Genomic DNA, 18572 nt, shown 5'->3' on the forward strand with positions numbered 1-18572 from the left:
TCCACCCTAAACCGCAAAAGATTCTCTGGATTGCCCCTGTGCCACCAGTGCCGACAACCAGCGCGGCATCAGGCCGCGACCAGACCAGGTTTCGCCGTTGGGGCCACGGTATTTAACCGGCGCCGGATTCCCCGACTTACCAGCCGCCGCTGCTGGCTTGCGCCCGCGGCCCTTGGCGCGCTCCAGATCCTCCAGCGTGATACCAAAGGCGTCCATCTTGCCCAAAATATCTGCCACGGTGGCAGCCAATTCAGCGGCCCTGATTTCTTCAGCCTGCTTTTGCAGTAAGGCGATCTGGTTTTGAATTTCAATCAAAGAAGACATTCTTGTTCTTTCTAAATACGAAGTTGTGAGACCCTGATTGCATGTTTCCCATGCTTTTAATGGCTCACATTATCTCTTGTCAAAACCTTTAATGCCGTCATGAAAATAATTTTTACATCAAAAAAAAGGGATTGGCAGTGCAAATACTCAATATCAAGCGCCACTTTGTCAGGTATGGGCAGTTCATCGCGTCCATTGACCTGCGCCCAGCCGGTAAGCCCAGGCTTGAGGCGGTGCACGCCAGCACGGGTGCGCAGGTCCATCAGGTCATGCTGGTTAAACAGCGCAGGCCGGGGGCCGACAAAACTCAAATCGCCTTTGATAATGCTCCAGAGTTGCGGCAACTTATCCAGACTACTCTTGCGCAAGAAACTGCCCACAGGCGTTAAATAGGCATCCGGATTGGACAGCAAACGCGTGTCCACCGCGGGCGTGCCCACCAGCATGCTTCTGAACTTGGGCATTTTGAATATCTTGTTGTCTTTGCCAACCCGGTCTGACCAATATAAGACCAGCCCCGGTGAGGCGAGACACACCAATATCGCCACGCCTAGCAACGCCAGCGCCAGAAAAATGTCGGCCACTAGGCGCAGAAATAAATCAAATAGTCGCTTCATTCCTTCTGTAGAGAATGTAAGGCGTGGATGTCGGCCAACTGCGCACCAGCCGACCGAGTTCAGCCCTGGCGCGACCCATCAAGGGTTGCTTAAGCAAAAGGTCAGACTAACCACTGTCGGTAACTGTCAATGTTGACATCAGCCTTGGCCGCGAGCTTGATGATTCGGTCTTGCCGATATTGCTCATGTCACTCCCTCTGCTGTGTGGTTTCTTGCTCTGCTTTTGGTAGCTTTCTGGAAGTGTGGACGATATCAACCACTTCCCAAACTGCGCCGTCAAGCTGGCGGATGAAAGCGACATAAGGCAGTTTTGAGATGACAAGCTTGCGGCTTGCGGGGAACAGGTCGCTGGCAGGAATGCTCATGGCGAAGCCCTCTATTTTTTCAACTTGCTGCCATATCCGATTTTGGCCTGACCTTCGCTGGCAAATTCATTTTGCTGCGCCGGGCTTCAAGACGCGCATGAAGAACGGCTTTTGCTGTTTCGTTCGAATAGCTCTTCATTTCTCCGCTGTCCAGGGCATTGATGTTTTTTTGCAGACGCGTGCGAAGCCATTCGGTGTAACTCGCCTCGGCAGGTTGACCGGAATCTTCCGGGCCGTCGGCAGCAATGACCAGGGGGAGCGTGCGGGTCTTGTAAACCTGGGTCATGAAAACCCGCACGGCCTCAGACGGGCTAATGCCCATCTCGCGCAAGACGGCAAAGGCACCGTCCTTGATGGTCGAGTTCATGCGCAATTGAATGGTTGCGTCCACATCTGACGGCCCGTTCGCCCAATTTTCCAAGCGCACTCCCGGCACCCGCTCGAATTCGGGGGTGTTGTTGGTCACCAGAATGGCATTGCATGCCAACGCGTGGGCGGCGCATCAATGCAACACCTCATCGCGGCAACCCTCGCGGCGGCCGCCGCGAATACTTCGGTGGCCTTGAGGCGGCGTATGGTCAGGGTGCAGCGCTGGTCGATCAGCGTGGCAATCTGGCCCAGGGTGGGGTGGCCATTGCCTTGCGCTTCTAAAGCAGCTTGCGTGGATCGAGCCAGATCGGGCAGGCGTTTGGCGATGTCGAGAAGGCGCTTTTTAGCCTGCGCCGGGGACAGCTGAGCATCGTTTGCAAACTGCACCCAGTGCCTTGCCTGCACTTCAGAAAACTTGTATTTGCTGCCGATCTTCATGGCCATCTTGTCGGTCAGCCGCGGGCAAACGGCGTTAAGTGGGGTTAAGTGGGGGGTTAAGTGGGGTCTGACCCCAATTAACCCCTTGGGGTCGGCCAGCAAAAGATCAAACACCTGCTTCACGATGAGTACAACTCCACCTTCAGACCCGCAAATATCTTGAAATCCGCCACGTTGCGTGTGAGTAGCGCATAACCGTGGTGCACCGCAGTGGCGGCAATCAGCGCATCGTGCGCTCCTGCAGTTACGCCTTTTGAGAGCGCCGCCAGCATGCGTGCGTGAGTACGGCCAACTGACAAAGAAAAATCCAGCACAGGAATGTTGACCAGCAGGTTTTCCACAAACGCCGCGCGTTGCGCCTTGCGCTCGGCCGTGTTGGCGCGCTCCACCCCCACAAGAAGTTCGCTAGCTGTCACGGCGCTCATGTAGGCCCCGCCGTAAGATGCCCAGCGAGCCAGGTCTAGCTTGCCGCCAGACTTTTCCGCCAACACCCATACGTCGGTATCAATCATGAGGCCCATGGATCGTCTCGCGTCAACAGGTTTGAGCGCAACGCGCCCACATCTTTGGCCATGGACTGACGCTCAGACCCACTGATCTGCGGCCCCTTCAGCAGCAGGTCATCCAGCCGGTCCAACGGGAAGCCGCTGGGTGCTGCGGCGGGCAATACTCGCGCCACAACCCGCTTGCCACGCTGAATATCCAGCGTTTGCCCTTGGTACTGCACCTGGTTTAAAAAATCCGATAAACCGCGTGAAAACTCGGTCACTGTCAATACGATAGTGCTCATAAGGCATTCTCCATAAATTGGATAATCAGCTTATCATATTTCATGACAAAACCTGTCTTTCTCGACCTGTAGCCGCTTTCTTCAAGCCTTCATCCAGAGATAGCGGCGGCGTCCAGCCCAACAGTTGCCGGGTTTTGGAGATATCCACCTGCAAAGACCCGCACAGCCACGATCAAATCGACCAAGCTATCCAGTGCAATACCAGACACGGCATAGGCATACCAGCGGCGCGCTCAAATTCATGTCGGTTTGAATCACAGCAGCCTCGCCGCGAACAATTGAGTTACTCAAGACCGGTTGCAACACCTGCAAGCACGTTGGCCCCGGCGAACCCAGCCGCACCGCCGCCAGCAATGCCGGCATCGCCATCAACTTGCGGTCACTCTCTATTTGATAGCTGCTTGCGCATATATTACGGGGGTTACAGGCCAATTAACCATAATTAATTAGAATCTGACCCCAATTAATTAGGAGCGTGATCCAGGCGGCGCAATTGTGGTCGCATCAGTGCGACACCCCATCGCGTCGCAGCACTTTGACGAAGGTCAGCCACAAAATGCGGCTATCAAACGCCAGCGACTGGCGCTGCAGGTACGCTGCATCCAGCTTGACCTTGTCAGGGATCGGCAACTCATCGCGCCCATTCACCTGCGCCCAACCGGTGAGCCCGGGCACCAGCTCATGCACGCCGTGCTGGGTGCGCAGCGCAATCAGATCATGCTGGTTAAACAGCGCTGGGCGCGGCCCGACAAAGCTCATGTTGCCAGCCAGAATGCTCAACAGCTGCGGCAACTCGTCCAATATGAATCGACAAAAGCTCTTAATTAAATAGCTGTATGTGCAAGTACCACGCGGGCTACAGCCCAATTAACCATAATAAATTGATATCTGACCCCAATTAACGCCAATTAACGTTACCTAATTACCCTCACCGACCCGAGTGGCAATTCTGTTCATCAGTCCCTCATGAAAGAAAATGCCTTGCTCGCGCATACCGTGGGTCGCTTTCAAAAAAGATGGGATTAACCCCTGCACACGAGCCTTGGCTAAAACACCCAAGGTGCCGGTAACCCGAAGTCCCATGTATTCGGCCATATTTCGACCCAATTTTTCATCAACGATCACCAGTGATTCAGGCACCATTGCCGCAAGCAACAAGGTGTCACGCTCGCCTCTGTCAAGTTCGAAAAGAGCTGGCAGTCGCCTATCGGTTTGCACTGGCTGCACGCTTACCCACGACAATTTTTTCAGATCTGGCACCAAAATTCTGCCGCCTTCGCTGCATTCATCCGCCACCGACGGTGCCACCACAATTTCACCAAAGATTGACGGCAAAACGTGCAGCAGGTCTACGCTACATAGAGCGATGAAAGGCGTTGTGTTTGAAAAAACCTTCACAGCAAAGCCGTTTCGCGAGCCAAGTCGTCTTCGTTGTCCGCCAGCAAGGTCGCCCCAGCTTGCATGGCTTGCAGCAAGAAATGCACACGTGGCAGGCCTAACCAACGCGCAGCCATACCAGATGACAGCTTGCCATCTTTGAACAAGGCAATGGCTGACTGCAGTTTGACAAGCTCAGCAAACCCGTCTGCATCCAAGTGCAAGCCCATCAGAATTTCTGGTGGACAGTCAATTTCAATGATGTGCTTCATCCAATTCCCCGGTTGAATTTAGTGCGATATTGGCTCAAGTCGCTTCCCACTTGATAGCACCGTATGTTAGTAAGATGGGGCTTCCCAATGCCAACTACAGGTCAATTACCATAATTAATTAGAATCTGACCCCAATTAATTTCAGGCGGCGCAATTGTGGTCGCATCAGTGCGACACCCCATCGCGTCGCAGCACTTTGACGAAGGTCAGCCACAAAATGCGGCTATCAAACGCCAGCGACTGGCGCTGCAGGTACGCTGCATCCAGCTTGACCTTGTCTGGTATCGGCAACTCATCGCGCCCATTCACCTGCGCCCAACCGGTGAGCCCGGGCACCAGCTCATGCACGCCGTGCTGGGTGCGCAGCGCAATCAGATCATGCTGGTTAAACAGCGCTGGGCGCGGCCCGACAAAGCTCATGTCGCCCGCCAGAATGCTCCACAGCTGCGGCAGCTCGTCCAGGCTGCTTTTGCGCAAAAAGCTGCCAATCGGCGTGAGATGCGATTTGGCGTCTGCCAGCAAATGCGTGGCCACCGCAGGCGTGCCCACGCGCATGCTGCGGAACTTGGGCATCTTGAACAGCTTGTTGTGCCGCCCCACGCGGTCTGACCAATACAGGGCCGGCCCGGCAGAGGTCAGCCGCACCGCCAGCGCCACCAGCAACACCGGGATGGCCAAAACCACAGCGGCCACCAGGGCCAGCAAAAGATCAAAAAACCGCTTCAAACTCATATCCCTTCTGCCGCTTCTTTTACCTGGTTAAGCCAGCACCTTCAAACCATGCTTTTCAACAACGGAAAGCAGCTTAAGCGCCATGCCGCTGGGTTGCTTAACGCCGGCCTCCCACTTTTGAACAGTCGATTCACTCGTATTGAGGTAGCGGGCAAATACGGGCTGGCTCACATGCGCTCGCTCACGAATGCGCTTGATTTGCGCTGGCTCAATCGCAGTGAGTACGGTAATACACGATGCATCGAATTCGCGCATAGTCGCTTTGTCGATCACGCCAACCTTGTGCAGAGCAGTAGCCGACGCATGGATGGCCTTGAATGCGTCACTTTTAAATTTGGGTTTTGTCGTCATGGCATATTTCCACAAAATGTTGGTCGTTTACCAAGTGCTTGACCTGTAACTCTGTCAAACCTGCGTAACTCTTCGCCAGCAAACGAAAGGCAATGAGCTCATCCGCCTGGCCAGCCATTACTTGGCGAATAGCTTCGCAAAGCTCGGCATCGCTTATGTTGGCTTTTTTCGCATCTTTGCTGAACTTGGCAGCCTTAAATGCGCGTTGAGGAAGTTTCGCTGGCATGAGGAAGTCTAGCACCTGGTGTCACCATTTGTCAACTCAAGAGACCCCGCCGCCGCCCGCTTCAAGCCTTCATCCAGCGACAGCGGCGGTGTCCAGCCCAGCAGCTGGCGGGTTTTGGTGATATCCACCTGCAAAGACCCGCACAGGCGCTGCGCTACATCTGGCTTGCCCACCATGGCCGCCGCATATCGAAGCCAGCTTTGCGGCACAGGAAGCAGGCGCGCCGGTCTATCAAGCGCTTGCCCCATGCGGCGCAGCAGCTCTGACGTGGAAACATCTTCGCCATCGGAGACCAAAAAAGTCTGATTGGCTGCAGCGGGATGCGTCAGGCAAAGCACAATCAAATCGACCAAGTTGTCGAGCGCCACCAGACTGCGCTGGTTATGAATGGAACCTAAAGGCAAAGGCACGCCACGCTGCAACCAGCGCATCATGGCGGCAAAGTTGGCCTTGACCCCAGGGCCATACACCAAGGGCGGGCGAATGATGACCACCTCCATGCCTGTCTGCGCTGCCAGCTCGCGCAAACCCTGCTCAGCCTCCATCTTGGACACGCCATAGGCATCCAGCGGGGCGGGCGCATCGTCCGCCTTAAACAGTGACCCCAACTGCGTCGCCTCGCCGTTGACCTTGACAGAGCTGACAAACACAAAGCGCCGCACGCCAGCTGCAGCCGCTTGCCGAGCCAGGTTCAAGGTGCCTTGCACGTTGACCCGGCGAAACTCTTCAAGTGGGTCAGCGGCTGTATCAGTCATCACATGCACGCGTGCAGCACAGTGAATGACAACTGATACGCCCTCAAGCGCAACCGTCCAGTCGGCAGAAGGTGTCAACTCACCCGTCACGCGGGGTAGCACCCTCTCTGGCCACTGCTGTCCAACTCTGCGCGCAGCCACTGCAACCCGTCGCGACTCATCGTCCGCAAGCAAGCGCTGCACGATTGCTTTGCCGACAAAGCCTGTTGCCCCAGTAACCAAAATCACGACTTCACCTTTTCTTGCCTGTACAGGAAGACCGCTTCAAGCATCAGGGTCTCTAGTCGATCCATCAGTAAGGTGCGGCCAAACTCCTTCTGGGCAAAAACACGGCCATTCACGCCAAGCTGATGCCTTTGAGCAACGCTCATGGCCGCCAACTCAAGTACCGCTGCTGCAAGACCGCCTGAGTCGCCCGCAGCGCAAACCAGGCCCGCATTCGCCTCTGTAATAACTTTTGCGCCCTCACCGTCGAGCATGCCAACAAGCGGTATACCCGCCATCAGGTAAGACTGCACCTTTCCCGGGATCGTCATGCTGAATGTCGGATCTTTTTTCAACGACACCATCAGTACGTCAGCATGCGCATAAAAAGACGGCATGCGCTCCACTGGAAACCGGCCCAACAACATCACGCTGCTCTGCAAGCCACGGCGCGACACTTCATCTTCAAGCCAATTTGACATTCGTCCGTCACCCACAATTAGCCAACGGATGCCGGCGTTGTGCTTTAGCACCTCTGCGGCGTCAAGCACGGCAGGCAGGTCTTGCGCTTCACCAATATTTCCGGCGAACAACACATTGAATACCCCCGCCTGCACGGGCACTTCCGGTGCCGGCGCCAAATTTGGCTCACTAAAAACCTCTTCAGCCCAACTCGGAAAGTAGCGGATCTTGTTGGCATCAGAACAATACTTGGCAATGCTTCCCAGAAAGCCGCGCGATTGACCCAATACCAACGTACAGCGCTCATAAATGAACTTAACCATTTGTCCGACCCAACCCAACACCCTGGGTGAACGCACCACGCCTATTGCAGCGAGCGTTTCCGGCCACAAGTCCAACGCCCAAAAAACAACTGGCGCATGCTTGATTCCGCCAAGCAAGACCGCAGGAAGGCCCACAGTAACGGGCGATGGCTCAAAGACAAAGATGACATCAGCTTGCTGGCCCCGCACCCGCCACGGCCCGCAAAGACAAGCTCCGATCACAAAGCTCAGATAATTCAAAAACAAACGCGCGGCACCATGGCCACGCGCCAGCATGGGAACCCGCCATACCTTGGCACCGCCATAGTGCCCAAATGCCTTGGGGTTTTGCCTGTACGCATCAAATACACGGCCGGCTGGGTAATTGGGGATTCCCGTCAATACCGTCACGCTGTGCCCGCGCTGCACCAGCTCTTGCGTGAGGTCATTAATTCTGAAATTTTCGGGCCAAAAATATTGACTGACGATCAGGATTTTCACGCGCCAGTCGCCTCAATATTTCTTCCACACCACACGGTTCACGTAGTCGGTGTAGCTGTGGATGATGCGCAGCACCTTGTCAGACACATTGGGCATGCTGTAGTCTTCCACCTGGCGCAGGCCACGCACAGCGCCGCGTGGCTGGGTCGCCAAAATCGCCAAACCCTGGCGCACCCGGTCTACCTCCAGTCCCACCATCATCACCGCAGCCTCTTCCATACCTTCGGGGCGCTCATGTGCTTCACGCAGGTTGAGCGCCGGGAAGTTCAAGATGGATGACTCTTCATTAATGGTGCCGCTGTCGGACAACGATGCCCGGCTTGATAGTTGAAGCTTCACATAGTCATGAAAACCCAGTGGCTTAAGCAAACGTACGAGCGGGTGAAACGTAGCGCCCGTGGCGTCGATGCGTTTTTGCGTGCGCGGGTGGGTCGACACGATCACCGGCATGCCATGATCTTCAGCCACGGCATTCAACACCGCGACAAGCTTGGTGAAAGATTGCGGCGATTCGATGTTTTCTTCGCGGTGAGCACTCACCACAAAGTAGCCGCCCTCAGTCAACCCTAGCCGCACCATCACGTCAGATGCATCAATGCGCGGTCGGTAATGCGTCAGCACCTCAAACATCGGGCTGCCGGTCTTTATGACCAAGTCAGGTGGCAAGCCCTCGCGCAGCAGGTAGTCGCGCGCTATTGCGCTGTAGGTCAGGTTGACATCGGCCGTGTGGTCCACGATGCGGCGGTTGGTTTCTTCGGGCACACGCTGATCAAAGCAACGGTTACCCGCTTCCATGTGAAAAATGGGAATCTTGCGCCGTTTGGCCGGAATGACCGACAGGCAACTGTTGGTATCGCCCAGCACCAGCATGGCCTCGGGCTGCACGTCGGCCAGCAATTGGTCCACCCTAATGATGAGGTTGCCAATGGTGTGCGCGGCGCTGGTGGCGTTGGCCGCACTGTTCAAAAAGTGGTCGGGTTTGCGCACGCCCAGGTCATCAAAAAAGACTTGATTTAGCTCATAGTCGTAGTTTTGCCCGGTATGCACCAAGATGTGATCGCAATGCTCATCCAGCCGCGCCAACACTCGGGATAGGCGAATAATCTCGGGCCGGGTTCCCACCACGGTCATGACTTTTAGTTTTTTCATAGATTCATTTACACATAAAAAAACCGCACACTGTTCAAAAACACGGTGCGGCTACGAGGCTTCATCATCAGCCCCGGACACGGGGGATGTCAAGCCTTGATCAGCATGTGCTCCAAGTGACGCTGTTTGAGACGCCCGGGCAATTCCTTTTGAACGTAATCGGCGATCGATTTCTTGCTCTGCCGTAGCAAGTCGATTTCTGAGGGCGTCAACAGATCTGAAGCCCGCGAGATATTGGGCTTCGTTGGCAGTGAGCGCACCGGGCTCAACGCCGAAAATTTCGGTGAATTCATCATCAAACCGCTCCTTTATCAATTGAACAAACTTTTTTTTTCGGCACCAACGCCGGAGTGCGACCCGCATTTACCAGAACCACGACAGCCTTGACGACACCGCCGAAAACCTGAATGTAATTGGCCAATTCTGCCAGAGTGCCTCCCAAGCTGGTCACATCATCAACAAGAACATACTCAGCCCCAGAGGTTACTCGCCCCACAAACTGTGCCCTCGCAGCCAATCGCTCCATCGGGTCTGCGCCTGTGTGATAAACCCGATCCGACTGAACTATTTCAGTATCTGGCTTCCCCTGATAAATTGCAGCACAAACCGAGGCGAGCGTTTGAGGTATGGCGTTATCTCCTGTGGCCTCTTGGGCATGGGGTGCGACAAAAAGCAATCCAGGCGGAAAACGCTCACGTTGCGCATAAAGCCAACTCACGGCCACCTCAATCACTAACTCCAGCGCCGCGTCTTTATCCCCCGCCTTAGCTTGCCTGTACGCTGGGTGCGCTTTCAGCGGCGCATCCTGCGCAAACAAGGATACGACCACAGTATCAACAGGAAAGCCCTTCGACCGGATCATAAAAACTACACCGGGCAAGCAAACGTATCCGGCCGCTCGCGGTCAAACACCTCATTGGCCCACAGCATGACCACCATCTCATCCGTGCCAATATTGGTGATGTCATGCGTCCAACCAGGCACAGTTTCCACTATCTCGCTTTTGTCACCCGAGGTGACCAACTCATGCGTCTGGCCTGATTGCATGTGCCGGAACTTGAAACGGGCTTGGCCCTTGATTACCAAAAATTTCTCCGTCTTGGTGTGGTGATAGTGCCCGCCCCGGGTGATGCCGGGGTGCGCCGTGAAAAATGAGAATTGCCCGCAATCCGGCGTTTTGAGCATTTCTGCAAACACCCCGCGCGGGTCACCATATTGCGGCACGGTGTAGGTGAACGACTCCAAGGGCAAGTAGCTCACATAAGTGGCATACAGCGCGCGCACCAGCCCGGTGCCCACGCGCTCTGTCATCAGCGTGCTGCGGCTGTCTTTAAAGGCCTGAATCAGCCGAGCCAACTCGCCCACCGTAGTGGTGTATTGGGGAGCAACCGTGGCAAAACCGTCTGACCCTATAGCCGCGTCGGCACCGTACATCAGCTGCACAAAGCGTTGAATCACATCGTCCACATAAACCAGCGTGACGGGGGCAGCGGGGTCATTCACCTGAATGGGCAGGCCACGCGCAATGTTGTGGCAAAACGTAGCCACCGCCGAGTTGTAGTTGGGCTTGCACCATTTGCCGAAGACATTGGGCAACCGGAAGATGTGAACCGGAATGCCGTGGCTAAGGGCAGCAGCCTGAAGTGCGGCCTCGGCCGCTAGCTTGCTCTGACCGTAAAGGTTGTCCCGTCCCGCCTGCGCGGAAGACGTGCAAATAATCGGCACCTTTTTACCGGTGGCGTCGGCCACATTGCAAACAGCCTTGCACAACGCCTGCGTCAAATCCGCATTGCCCGTGGTGAACTCAAACGGGTCTTGCGGGCGGTTAACGCCCGCAAGATGAAACACAAAGTCCAACCCTTGCAGCAAGTGTGGCAATTGCGCCACCTCATGGCTGCGAGTGAAGCAAACCACCTCCACATCTTTGCGCTCAGCCAAGTGCAGTTGCAGGTTTTTTCCCACAAAACCGTCGGCACCAGTAATCAACACCTTCATGGCGTCAGTCCTCGGCCATGGCATGTTCACCACGCGCGATACGCTGCATAAAGTCGAGCTTGAGCAGCAGCGCCTTCATACCCGCTATATCCAGCCGGGTGGTGTTGTGCGAGTGATATTCCTCGGCGTGGGAGCTTTGGGTCAGCCGTTGCTCACCCTGCTCCACAAACTTGGCATAGTTCAAATCACGGCCATCGGGCGGTACACGAAAGTAATCACCCAGATCCTGCGCACAGGCCATTTCCTCACGGCTCAGCAAAGCCTCAAACAGCTTTTCGCCATGACGGGTTCCAATGCAACGCACCTCATGATCGGGCTTACCCATCAAAGCCAAAATGGCTTTTGTAAGCACCTCCACTGATGCTGCAGGCGCCTTTTGCACAAAGATGTCGCCATTGTTGCCATGCTCAAACGCGTACAGCACCAAGTCCACCGCGTCGTCCAGCGTCATCATGAAGCGCGTCATGGCTGGGTCAGTCACGGTAATGGGCTTGCCTGCTAGCACCTGCTCAACAAACAGCGGAATCACTGATCCGCGCGAGGCCATCACGTTGCCATAGCGCGTGCCGCAAATAACGGTGTTGGTGCCTTCCAGGTTGCGGCTGGCGGCCACCATCACTTTTTCCATCATTGCCTTGCTGATGCCCATGGCATTGATGGGGTACACCGCCTTGTCGGTGCTCAAGCACACCACGCGCTGCACGCCAGCGGCAATGGCCGCCTCCAACATGTTCTCTGTGCCTAATACGTTGGTGCGAACTGCCTGCATCGGGTGAAACTCGCATGAGGGCACCTGCTTGAGCGCGGCCGCGTGAAAAACGTAATCGACACCGCGCATTGCAGTAGCAACGCTGCGCGCATCACGCACATCGCCGATGTAGAACTTGAGCTTGGGATGGTTGTAGCGCTTGCGCATGTCATCCTGTTTTTTCTCATCGCGGCTGAAGATGCGGATTTCAGAAATATCCGTATCAAGAAAGCGCTTGAGGACAGCGTTACCGAAGGAGCCGGTGCCCCCCGTAATCAGAAGAGTTTTATTGGTAAACATGTAATTTAATAAGTGACTTCAATACGGGAAATTGATTTTTTAGCAGAAACCAATGGATATCGCGAACTACTCGTCCCACCCGGTTCATTGTCGTGCCACCTGTGCAATAAATTCAAAGGTGTCCCGTGCGCAGCGCTCCCATGAATATGCTTGTGCCTTGCGCCATGCCATTTCTGCCAAATTCGCTCTTAGCGGCGCATCAAGCGCGAGCTTACGCAGTGCTTCGGCAATCGAGGCTGGCATTTCGGGGTCAAAATAGACACCAGCATCCCCCAACACCTCAGGCATAGGTCCACGGTCGGAGCTCGCGATAGGTAATCCCGCAGCCATCGCCTCAATCAAAATATTGGGCAAATTTTCACAGCTCGACGCGAACACAAAAGCGTCTGCGTTTTGATAAAAATTATGCAATGCGTCAAAAGGCTCAGCCCCTGACCACAGCAAGAACTCGCGCTTTGGATCAAGCTCGTCCAGCAAAGCCCTGAACTGTTGGCCGTACCTACCCCAAGGAGGGCCAATGAATCTCATCTCGATCGGCACACCCGCGGAACGAAGCTGGTTTGCTGCATGCGCCACCTGTACCTGGTGCTTATAGGGCATCAGAATTGACACATAAAGTACGCGGAAAGGGTTCTGAGCCGAACAGTCTGCAAGCCGCCGCTGAGGACGCGGAGCCTGAATGAAGCGCGGTTCAACTCCATGAGGAATCAATGCCAAGTTACTCGGCACGCCGCCCAGTGCTTTTGAAACCGCAGTCGCGGCATATTGCGTCAAAAAAATAATGCCATCTGCCCTCCGAAACGAACGCCCTTGTGTAGATCGCAACAGCCGCATCTTGAGACGCATCGGGCTAAAACGACCGAAGAGTGCCGCCTCCAAAGGCTCGAACGGCAGCATGTTCTGCGACATCGTGACTGCAGGCACAGGACACCAAGCGGGCAAGGTACCGCCTGGAGAAAACAACACGTCACAGGCGGCAGCGTCCAGTTCTTTTGGCAGCCGAAACTGTTGTCCAGCCATGCGCAGTGGCAAAGCAGCCTCCATCCATGGCGCACTGCGTTTGACCAGCCAAGGCCTATCGGGTAGCGACGCAGCAGTGGCCTTGCAAGTCCACACCGTCACCCTGTTAAACCCAGCAGCTATCGGATCGGCGGCATGCAACAACTGAGAAAGGTGCGTGACACCACCGCCTTGCCGGATGTTGCAGGCATCAATGTCTAAATTCATTTTATATTGTGAATAATCAATTAACTGCCAATTATTCTAGATTTATTGAAGCCGATTATTTCCTTTGGAAAGAGTCGAGGAGTACCATTCTTAACTTCGTAAATCGCTTTGCAATGTTTGCAAGAAATATTGGACGAGAATACTAATTCTTCAGAGTGACAGCTTGGGCATCGGTACAATGAGTTAATGTTTATTTTTTTATTTCTCCTGTTTTGCGAAAAAATAAAACGGCGAATATTTAAATATCGCTCTCTGAAATATATTATAAAGCCACTACCTGTCTTGACACCCCCTCTGTTAACCAGCTCCGTCGGATATTCCCAACTTGCATCAGTTTCAGGATTCATGATTTTATAACTAATAGAATCCTTCCAATAATATCTCATATGATAGAATTCGGGATTAACTCTTAAAAATTTCATGAAATTTCGATTGGATCTAATTTTGTCCCAAAAATACGCAATAGATTCAGGTTTGTAACTACTCTTTTTTTGAATCAACAGAGTTCCATTATCGTTACTAACTTCGAGACGATGATATGTAAACGCACAAATCTTTTCAAACCATCCGTCGGGCGTTTCAATATACCCAGCTTTAGCGACACGCATAAGCTCATTCAAAAATGCCTCAGGATTGTCTGTGTGCTCCAAAACGTGTGAGGCAATAACAAAATCGAATGCTTTATCTTTGAATGGCAATTCCTCAACTAAACCAAGAACTAACGGGCGGTCTCTGATTAATGTTTGTTCATTACGCTCCACAGTTTCCTCAAGAGCATCTAACATCACATTAGCCCTAGGATACGGATTGCCACCCGCACCAACCTCTAATACAAGTGCTTCATGATTGACTGGAACATGTAATCTGCGAAGACTCCAGTAGAGTTTATGCAAGCCAAGATACCTAGATAACTGCATGCCAACTGATTCGTGATTTATATAAATATTCATTTATTTCTTTCTTTCTGAAACCATAGGTAATGCCAAAAATGACTTAAATCTCGAATCAATATCATGTCCAGCACGCTGCACTTTAATGTGGCCCGCCACAGCTAGCTTCTGAGCCACATTCGGATGCAATAGATAAAACTTAATTTTATCGATCATTTCATCACAATTTCTAAAGTAATCTGCTTCTACCCCCTCTATGTATAAACTGGCTAAATCATCAGAATACTCCGACAGCATTAGTGTGCGAGTGGCTGGTATTTCAAAACACCGGCGCGTGTAAGTATCACGGTTCAGTTTGGAAAAGAAACACAAGGCAACCTTAGCGCCACAAAGCGCGCGATTGTAGTCTGTCCCCCAGACCATTCGAGTAGGAGCCAAATGCCGTAAAAGTTGGGATTGAGCGAGTGGTTTTGCCCAATACTTGGTAGGACCAAACAATCGAAGGCTGTATCCCTGTCGAACGATCTCTTCGAGATAGTCCAATCGTTGATCAGGCTCATAGTGACCCACAAACACAACGTCAGTGGAAAACTTGGCTCTCTCCTCGTCAGATAGTTCAACCGGATAGTTGCGATCCGCCACGTACCAAGAGCGCATCAACTCGACACGCTTTGCCCCCGCAACACGAAATGCTTCCACGTTCGCATGGCGATAAGCCAGCATCAAATCGTAGTGGGGAATCGCTGCCATGAAGTGCCGCCACAAGTACTTGGGCTGGGCGGGTGCAAACGGATCATCGTTGTTGTAGCCAACCAGCACGCAGCCCGGCACAGCAGCACGCACCGCCTGCAATGCACTTGCTTCGATGTGGGTGCCGCGATAGACAAACACAATGTCGGGGCGAAATTCACATGCTTTCGCCACAAAGTCGCGGTTAATCTGAGTGAGCACAGGACCTGTCACAAACTTGTTTTGCACACGTTTGACCAAAGCCCCCAAACGCGCATGCGGTTCAAACGAAAAATAAGGATGCCATTTGAACTCGCCAACCTCATGTCCCAACCTGGTCAGGGCGCGCAAAACTTCTTGTTCATGCAAATCTGAGTGCCAGTCACCAACAACGAGCACCTTCATTTGTGACTTTCACGGGCTGCGCCAAAACGCGGCGTGTGACCCAACCGACGTTTGATCATTTTGATGATACTGTCCGAGCGATCGGGGCCAATCAATAGCAATGTGACGAAATACAAATGGAACAAGGGATAGCGCCAAAGTCCAAGTCTGGCAAGCGCCACCCCATATTTTACAAAGACAGGTAGCGGACGCTTGGCCTGGATAGACAAAATGGGATATGCATAGTTACCAATATCCGACCGTATTGGCGAAAAAACGTTCTCTAGAGTCGCATCCCCGACGAACTTTGCAATCGCAAGCATGCCCTGCATGAAGTGAATCGATGACTCGGGAGTTTGATCATGAGGAACAAACTTGCCCCGCTCTGACGCGCTGTTGCCAAAGTCTGGTGGCGTGCCATCGCGCCGAAGAGCAATGATCTGCGGCACAAAAATTACACTGCGTTTGGCTAGGATCATGCCAACCAGGTAAAGCTGGTAAAGCAAGGTGCCATCAAAGCGCGTGGTGGCAACTGCAAGTGCAGATTCACGATGAATCACCATGCCGGGTATAACCACGGAGCGCCTGTAAGCAGTGAACATGGCTTGTTCGCCAGCAGGTATTACATGCTCTTGCGGAAAATACCGAAAAACCTGCTTTAACTCATCGGGACTTTTCTCAAACGTTGCATAGGTGCGCACTACGACACCGCAATCTGGTGTGCGTTGAATGGCTGATGCAATCGCCGCCAGCGCCCCTGAGCACATCAAATCATCATTCCCCATGAAAACACAATATTGACCGTTGGCGCACTCCACAAGTTGGCGGATATTGCCGTCGTAGCCCAGATTAACGGCATTCTCTTCATAGTGAATACGGCCAGGATACGTTTGCTGGTACTGAAGCACCACACCAGCAATCGCAGCGCGATCAGGTGATCCATCCTCACAGATCAAAACGTCAAAGTCATCGAAATCCTGGCAGAGGATGGATTCAAGCAGGGGGGATAGCAAACTGGCACGGTTATAGGCCGGGATACAAACCGTTAGCAAAGGGCGACAGAGAGATTTATTTTTCATGGATGAATATTTCGCATGGCAATGGCTAACATCAATAAGGCAAAAAGGCGCCCGCCATTTGCACGGCCCGCAATATGGCCACGCACCAGGCGGCGCACCTCATCCAGGTTGATCATTGAAGGCAGGCCCTCCATCCGCGCCATGAGGCCTCGTTCGCCCTCGCTGCGAAGCCACTCATTGATAGGAATGGAAAACCCCTGCTTGCGGTTAATGTCCAAATCCGGTGGCAACCAGCGCTTTGCCAGCATGCGCTCAAGACGCCGCGATTCGCCGCCATGCACCTTCCAATTCGACGGTACACGCCCAAACGCGAACTCAATGAGCCGATGATCCAGGAATGGTGCACGCACCTCAAGACTGTGCGCCATGCTGGCGCGGTCCACCTTAACTAAAAAATCATCGGGAAGAATACTGCCGAAATGGGTGCGCGTCATGTTGTCCAGTGGATCGGTGCCTTGATGAAAAAGGTCAAGAAGAAAGCGTTCAGGCGCTTCGAGACCGGCGCCCAACTCAGCCAGCGCGCCGGACTTCAAAACACGGCGCCTTAGCTGGCTGTCAAAATAGGGACGCCCCCAGATAAGCTGTTGGTAAGCCCCCCCCCGCAAGGATGCCACGCGATTTCGCCCCCGGACCCCGGCTGGCAAAAGTGAGGCCGCACCCGCTAGGGAGCGCAAGACAGGCGGCGGCACCCAACCCCAACGGCGCGCATCAGCCATACTCGTTGTGTAGTCAGAGTAGCCGCCGAACAATTCGTCTCCCCCATCGCCCCCCAGCGCCACCGTTACCTGCTTGCGCGCCAACCCAAACACCAGCCAGGCCGGAAGAATGGAGGAATCTGCTATTGGCTCATCAACGAAAGGGGCCAAACCGTCCAGCAGGTTGAGGCTGGGTTTGTCCAGCGGCAAAACATGGTGCCGGGTACCGAAATAACTGGCGACCTTTTCAGCATGATGCGCCTCATCGAGCGATGACCCAGGCAAGGCAATCGTAAACGTCTCCACTGGAGTTGAACTCACGCGTGCCGCCGCGGCAACGACCAGACTGGAATCCAGGCCACCTGACAGCAACACGCCCACCGGTACATCGGCCACCAACCGCAAGCGCACAGAATCTTCAAGTAAGGCACCCGCCTCGTCTGCCAGCGCCTCTCCATTTGCCGTCACCAAAGGCTGGTTCGCTGGCAAAGCCCAATACCGGCGAGTTATTAATTCACCGGTCATCAAATCTAGCCGCCCCCAATGCGCCGGAGGTAGTTTGTGAACGCCTTCAAACAAGCAAAGGTCGGCCGGCACATAACCAAGCGACAAATAGTGATTTAATGCCTGCAAATTGATATTGCCACTATGTGCCAATGCCTTCACTTCAGACGCAAAACGAAACTCATTGGGTGAGTGCGAAAAGTAGAAGGGTTTTTCTCCAGCGCGGTCTCTGGCGAAAAAGAGCGAGGCTGGCACTGTTGAGGTGCCCTTGTCATGGATTGCAAAGGCAAACATGCCATTAAGGCGAGATAAACACGCCTCGCCCCAAACCGTGTAAGCCGCAATCAAGACTTCCGTATCGCCAGTTGACACAAATCGATGACCAAGTGATTGCAATTCACGTCGAATTTCAGCGAAGTTGTACAACTCGCCGTTGAAAACGATGGTGTATCGGCCGTCTGGACTGCGCATGGGTTGTCGTGACGTTTCGGAAAGATCAATGACGGACAGCCGACGATGACCCAACCCGACCCTCCCACACCCAGAAATCCAAGTGCCGGATGCATCAGGTCCTCGATGAATCAATGCAGTATCGCCATGCCGCCACCATGATTTCTTCAGAGAGCCAATTATTGATACTTCGCCATAAATTCCGCACATTATTTAACAACCTTCTATCTGATACGTCCTGCAACTTATTCACATATTTAATATTCTGAACTAATTGCAAAATAATATGGTAAACAAGGAATAATATTAAACCAGTAAGAAGGCTCTTATAAAATGC

General features: G+C 53.6%; 24 protein-coding genes and 1 pseudogene. All 25 read right to left on the reverse strand.

The genetic code is table 11. The annotated features are described in order from the left end of the window. Positions 1-6 precede the first annotated feature (6 nt). A complete protein-coding gene (locus tag BLL52_RS02655; protein ID WP_075585169.1) occupies positions 7-324 on the reverse strand; it encodes an H-NS histone family protein in 318 nt (105 codons plus the stop codon). Positions 325-380: 56 nt separating this feature from the next. After that, positions 381-941: a sugar transferase gene (locus BLL52_RS02660; RefSeq protein WP_075585170.1), complete on the reverse strand. Its 561-nt coding sequence runs from the start codon at positions 939-941 to the stop codon at positions 381-383. 188 nt (positions 942-1129) lie between these two features. Beyond that, entirely contained in the window at positions 1130-1306 is a 177-nt protein-coding gene (locus BLL52_RS20680; protein WP_156876285.1) for a hypothetical protein, read from the reverse strand. 19 nt (positions 1307-1325) lie between these two features. Then, the gene (locus tag BLL52_RS21235) at positions 1326-1772 is read right to left on the reverse strand and encodes a type II toxin-antitoxin system RelB/DinJ family antitoxin (RefSeq protein ID WP_139313281.1); all 447 of its coding nucleotides are present in this window, start codon (positions 1770-1772) and stop codon (positions 1326-1328) included. Further along, on the reverse strand, positions 1769-2236 hold the full coding sequence (locus BLL52_RS02675) for a HipA domain-containing protein (RefSeq protein ID WP_076072293.1): 468 nt from the start codon (positions 2234-2236) through the stop codon (positions 1769-1771). Before BLL52_RS02675 ends, BLL52_RS21235 begins: the two co-directional genes overlap by 4 nt. Next, positions 2233-2625 (reverse strand): type II toxin-antitoxin system VapC family toxin, encoded by a 393-nt coding sequence (locus BLL52_RS02680; protein WP_206744487.1) that lies wholly within the window; start codon positions 2623-2625, stop codon positions 2233-2235. The genes BLL52_RS02675 and BLL52_RS02680 overlap by 4 nt, the downstream gene beginning before the upstream one ends. Next, entirely contained in the window at positions 2622-2903 is a 282-nt protein-coding gene (locus tag BLL52_RS02685) for a hypothetical protein (protein WP_075585173.1), read from the reverse strand. The genes BLL52_RS02680 and BLL52_RS02685 overlap by 4 nt, the downstream gene beginning before the upstream one ends. A 504-nt stretch (positions 2904-3407) precedes the next feature. Continuing rightward, positions 3408-3704, reverse strand: a pseudogene (locus BLL52_RS02690) (sugar transferase); the annotation flags it as partial. Positions 3705-3821: 117 nt separating this feature from the next. After that, the gene (locus tag BLL52_RS02695; protein ID WP_075585175.1) at positions 3822-4301 is read right to left on the reverse strand and encodes a PIN domain-containing protein; all 480 of its coding nucleotides are present in this window, start codon (positions 4299-4301) and stop codon (positions 3822-3824) included. After that, positions 4298-4552: a UPF0175 family protein gene (locus BLL52_RS02700; RefSeq protein ID WP_075585176.1), complete on the reverse strand. Its 255-nt coding sequence runs from the start codon at positions 4550-4552 to the stop codon at positions 4298-4300. Before BLL52_RS02700 ends, BLL52_RS02695 begins: the two co-directional genes overlap by 4 nt. Before the next feature lie 165 nt (positions 4553-4717). Beyond that, positions 4718-5278 carry a sugar transferase gene (locus BLL52_RS02705; protein ID WP_075585216.1) on the reverse strand — a complete coding sequence of 187 codons (561 nt, stop codon included), beginning with the start codon at positions 5276-5278 and terminating at the stop codon, positions 4718-4720. Between the two features lie 33 nt (positions 5279-5311). Then, on the reverse strand, positions 5312-5635 hold the full coding sequence (locus BLL52_RS02710; RefSeq protein WP_075585177.1) for a helix-turn-helix domain-containing protein: 324 nt from the start codon (positions 5633-5635) through the stop codon (positions 5312-5314). Beyond that, a complete protein-coding gene (locus BLL52_RS02715; RefSeq protein ID WP_075585178.1) occupies positions 5613-5861 on the reverse strand; it encodes a type II toxin-antitoxin system RelE/ParE family toxin in 249 nt (82 codons plus the stop codon). Before BLL52_RS02715 ends, BLL52_RS02710 begins: the two co-directional genes overlap by 23 nt. A gap of 8 nt (positions 5862-5869) precedes the next feature. Further along, positions 5870-6844, reverse strand: coding sequence for a UDP-glucose 4-epimerase family protein (locus tag BLL52_RS02720; protein ID WP_075585179.1), 975 nt, complete (start codon positions 6842-6844; stop codon positions 5870-5872). Continuing rightward, on the reverse strand, positions 6841-8085 hold the full coding sequence (locus BLL52_RS02725) for a glycosyltransferase family 4 protein (RefSeq protein WP_075585180.1): 1245 nt from the start codon (positions 8083-8085) through the stop codon (positions 6841-6843). Before BLL52_RS02725 ends, BLL52_RS02720 begins: the two co-directional genes overlap by 4 nt. A gap of 12 nt (positions 8086-8097) precedes the next feature. Beyond that, complete coding sequence (locus BLL52_RS02730; protein WP_075585181.1) at positions 8098-9234, reverse strand: UDP-N-acetyl glucosamine 2-epimerase; 1137 nt, start codon at positions 9232-9234, stop codon at positions 8098-8100. A gap of 89 nt (positions 9235-9323) precedes the next feature. After that, a complete protein-coding gene (locus BLL52_RS02735; protein ID WP_139313282.1) occupies positions 9324-9530 on the reverse strand; it encodes a hypothetical protein in 207 nt (68 codons plus the stop codon). Continuing rightward, a complete protein-coding gene (locus BLL52_RS02740) occupies positions 9530-10114 on the reverse strand; it encodes a conjugal transfer protein TraN (RefSeq protein WP_139313283.1) in 585 nt (194 codons plus the stop codon). The genes BLL52_RS02735 and BLL52_RS02740 overlap by 1 nt, the downstream gene beginning before the upstream one ends. Then, positions 10102-11229: a UDP-2-acetamido-2,6-beta-L-arabino-hexul-4-ose reductase gene (gene wbjC, locus BLL52_RS02745; protein WP_075585184.1), complete on the reverse strand. Its 1128-nt coding sequence runs from the start codon at positions 11227-11229 to the stop codon at positions 10102-10104. Before wbjC ends, BLL52_RS02740 begins: the two co-directional genes overlap by 13 nt. A gap of 4 nt (positions 11230-11233) precedes the next feature. Beyond that, on the reverse strand, positions 11234-12277 hold the full coding sequence (locus BLL52_RS02750) for a polysaccharide biosynthesis protein (protein ID WP_075585185.1): 1044 nt from the start codon (positions 12275-12277) through the stop codon (positions 11234-11236). Between the two features lie 84 nt (positions 12278-12361). Then, a complete protein-coding gene (locus BLL52_RS02755; RefSeq protein WP_075585186.1) occupies positions 12362-13504 on the reverse strand; it encodes a glycosyltransferase family 4 protein in 1143 nt (380 codons plus the stop codon). 20 nt (positions 13505-13524) lie between these two features. Next, positions 13525-14454 (reverse strand): class I SAM-dependent methyltransferase, encoded by a 930-nt coding sequence (locus BLL52_RS02760; protein WP_075585187.1) that lies wholly within the window; start codon positions 14452-14454, stop codon positions 13525-13527. Further along, on the reverse strand, positions 14455-15528 hold the full coding sequence (locus BLL52_RS02765) for a CgeB family protein (RefSeq protein ID WP_075585188.1): 1074 nt from the start codon (positions 15526-15528) through the stop codon (positions 14455-14457). Continuing rightward, complete coding sequence (locus tag BLL52_RS02770) at positions 15525-16586, reverse strand: glycosyltransferase family 2 protein (RefSeq protein ID WP_075585189.1); 1062 nt, start codon at positions 16584-16586, stop codon at positions 15525-15527. The genes BLL52_RS02765 and BLL52_RS02770 overlap by 4 nt, the downstream gene beginning before the upstream one ends. Further along, complete coding sequence (gene asnB, locus BLL52_RS02775) at positions 16583-18445, reverse strand: asparagine synthase (glutamine-hydrolyzing) (protein ID WP_075585190.1); 1863 nt, start codon at positions 18443-18445, stop codon at positions 16583-16585. The genes BLL52_RS02770 and asnB overlap by 4 nt, the downstream gene beginning before the upstream one ends. Positions 18446-18572: the final 127 nt, after the last annotated feature.

The sequence above is a fragment of the Rhodoferax antarcticus ANT.BR genome (genome assembly GCF_001938565.1).
Lineage (GTDB): Bacteria > Pseudomonadota > Gammaproteobacteria > Burkholderiales > Burkholderiaceae_C > Rhodoferax > Rhodoferax antarcticus.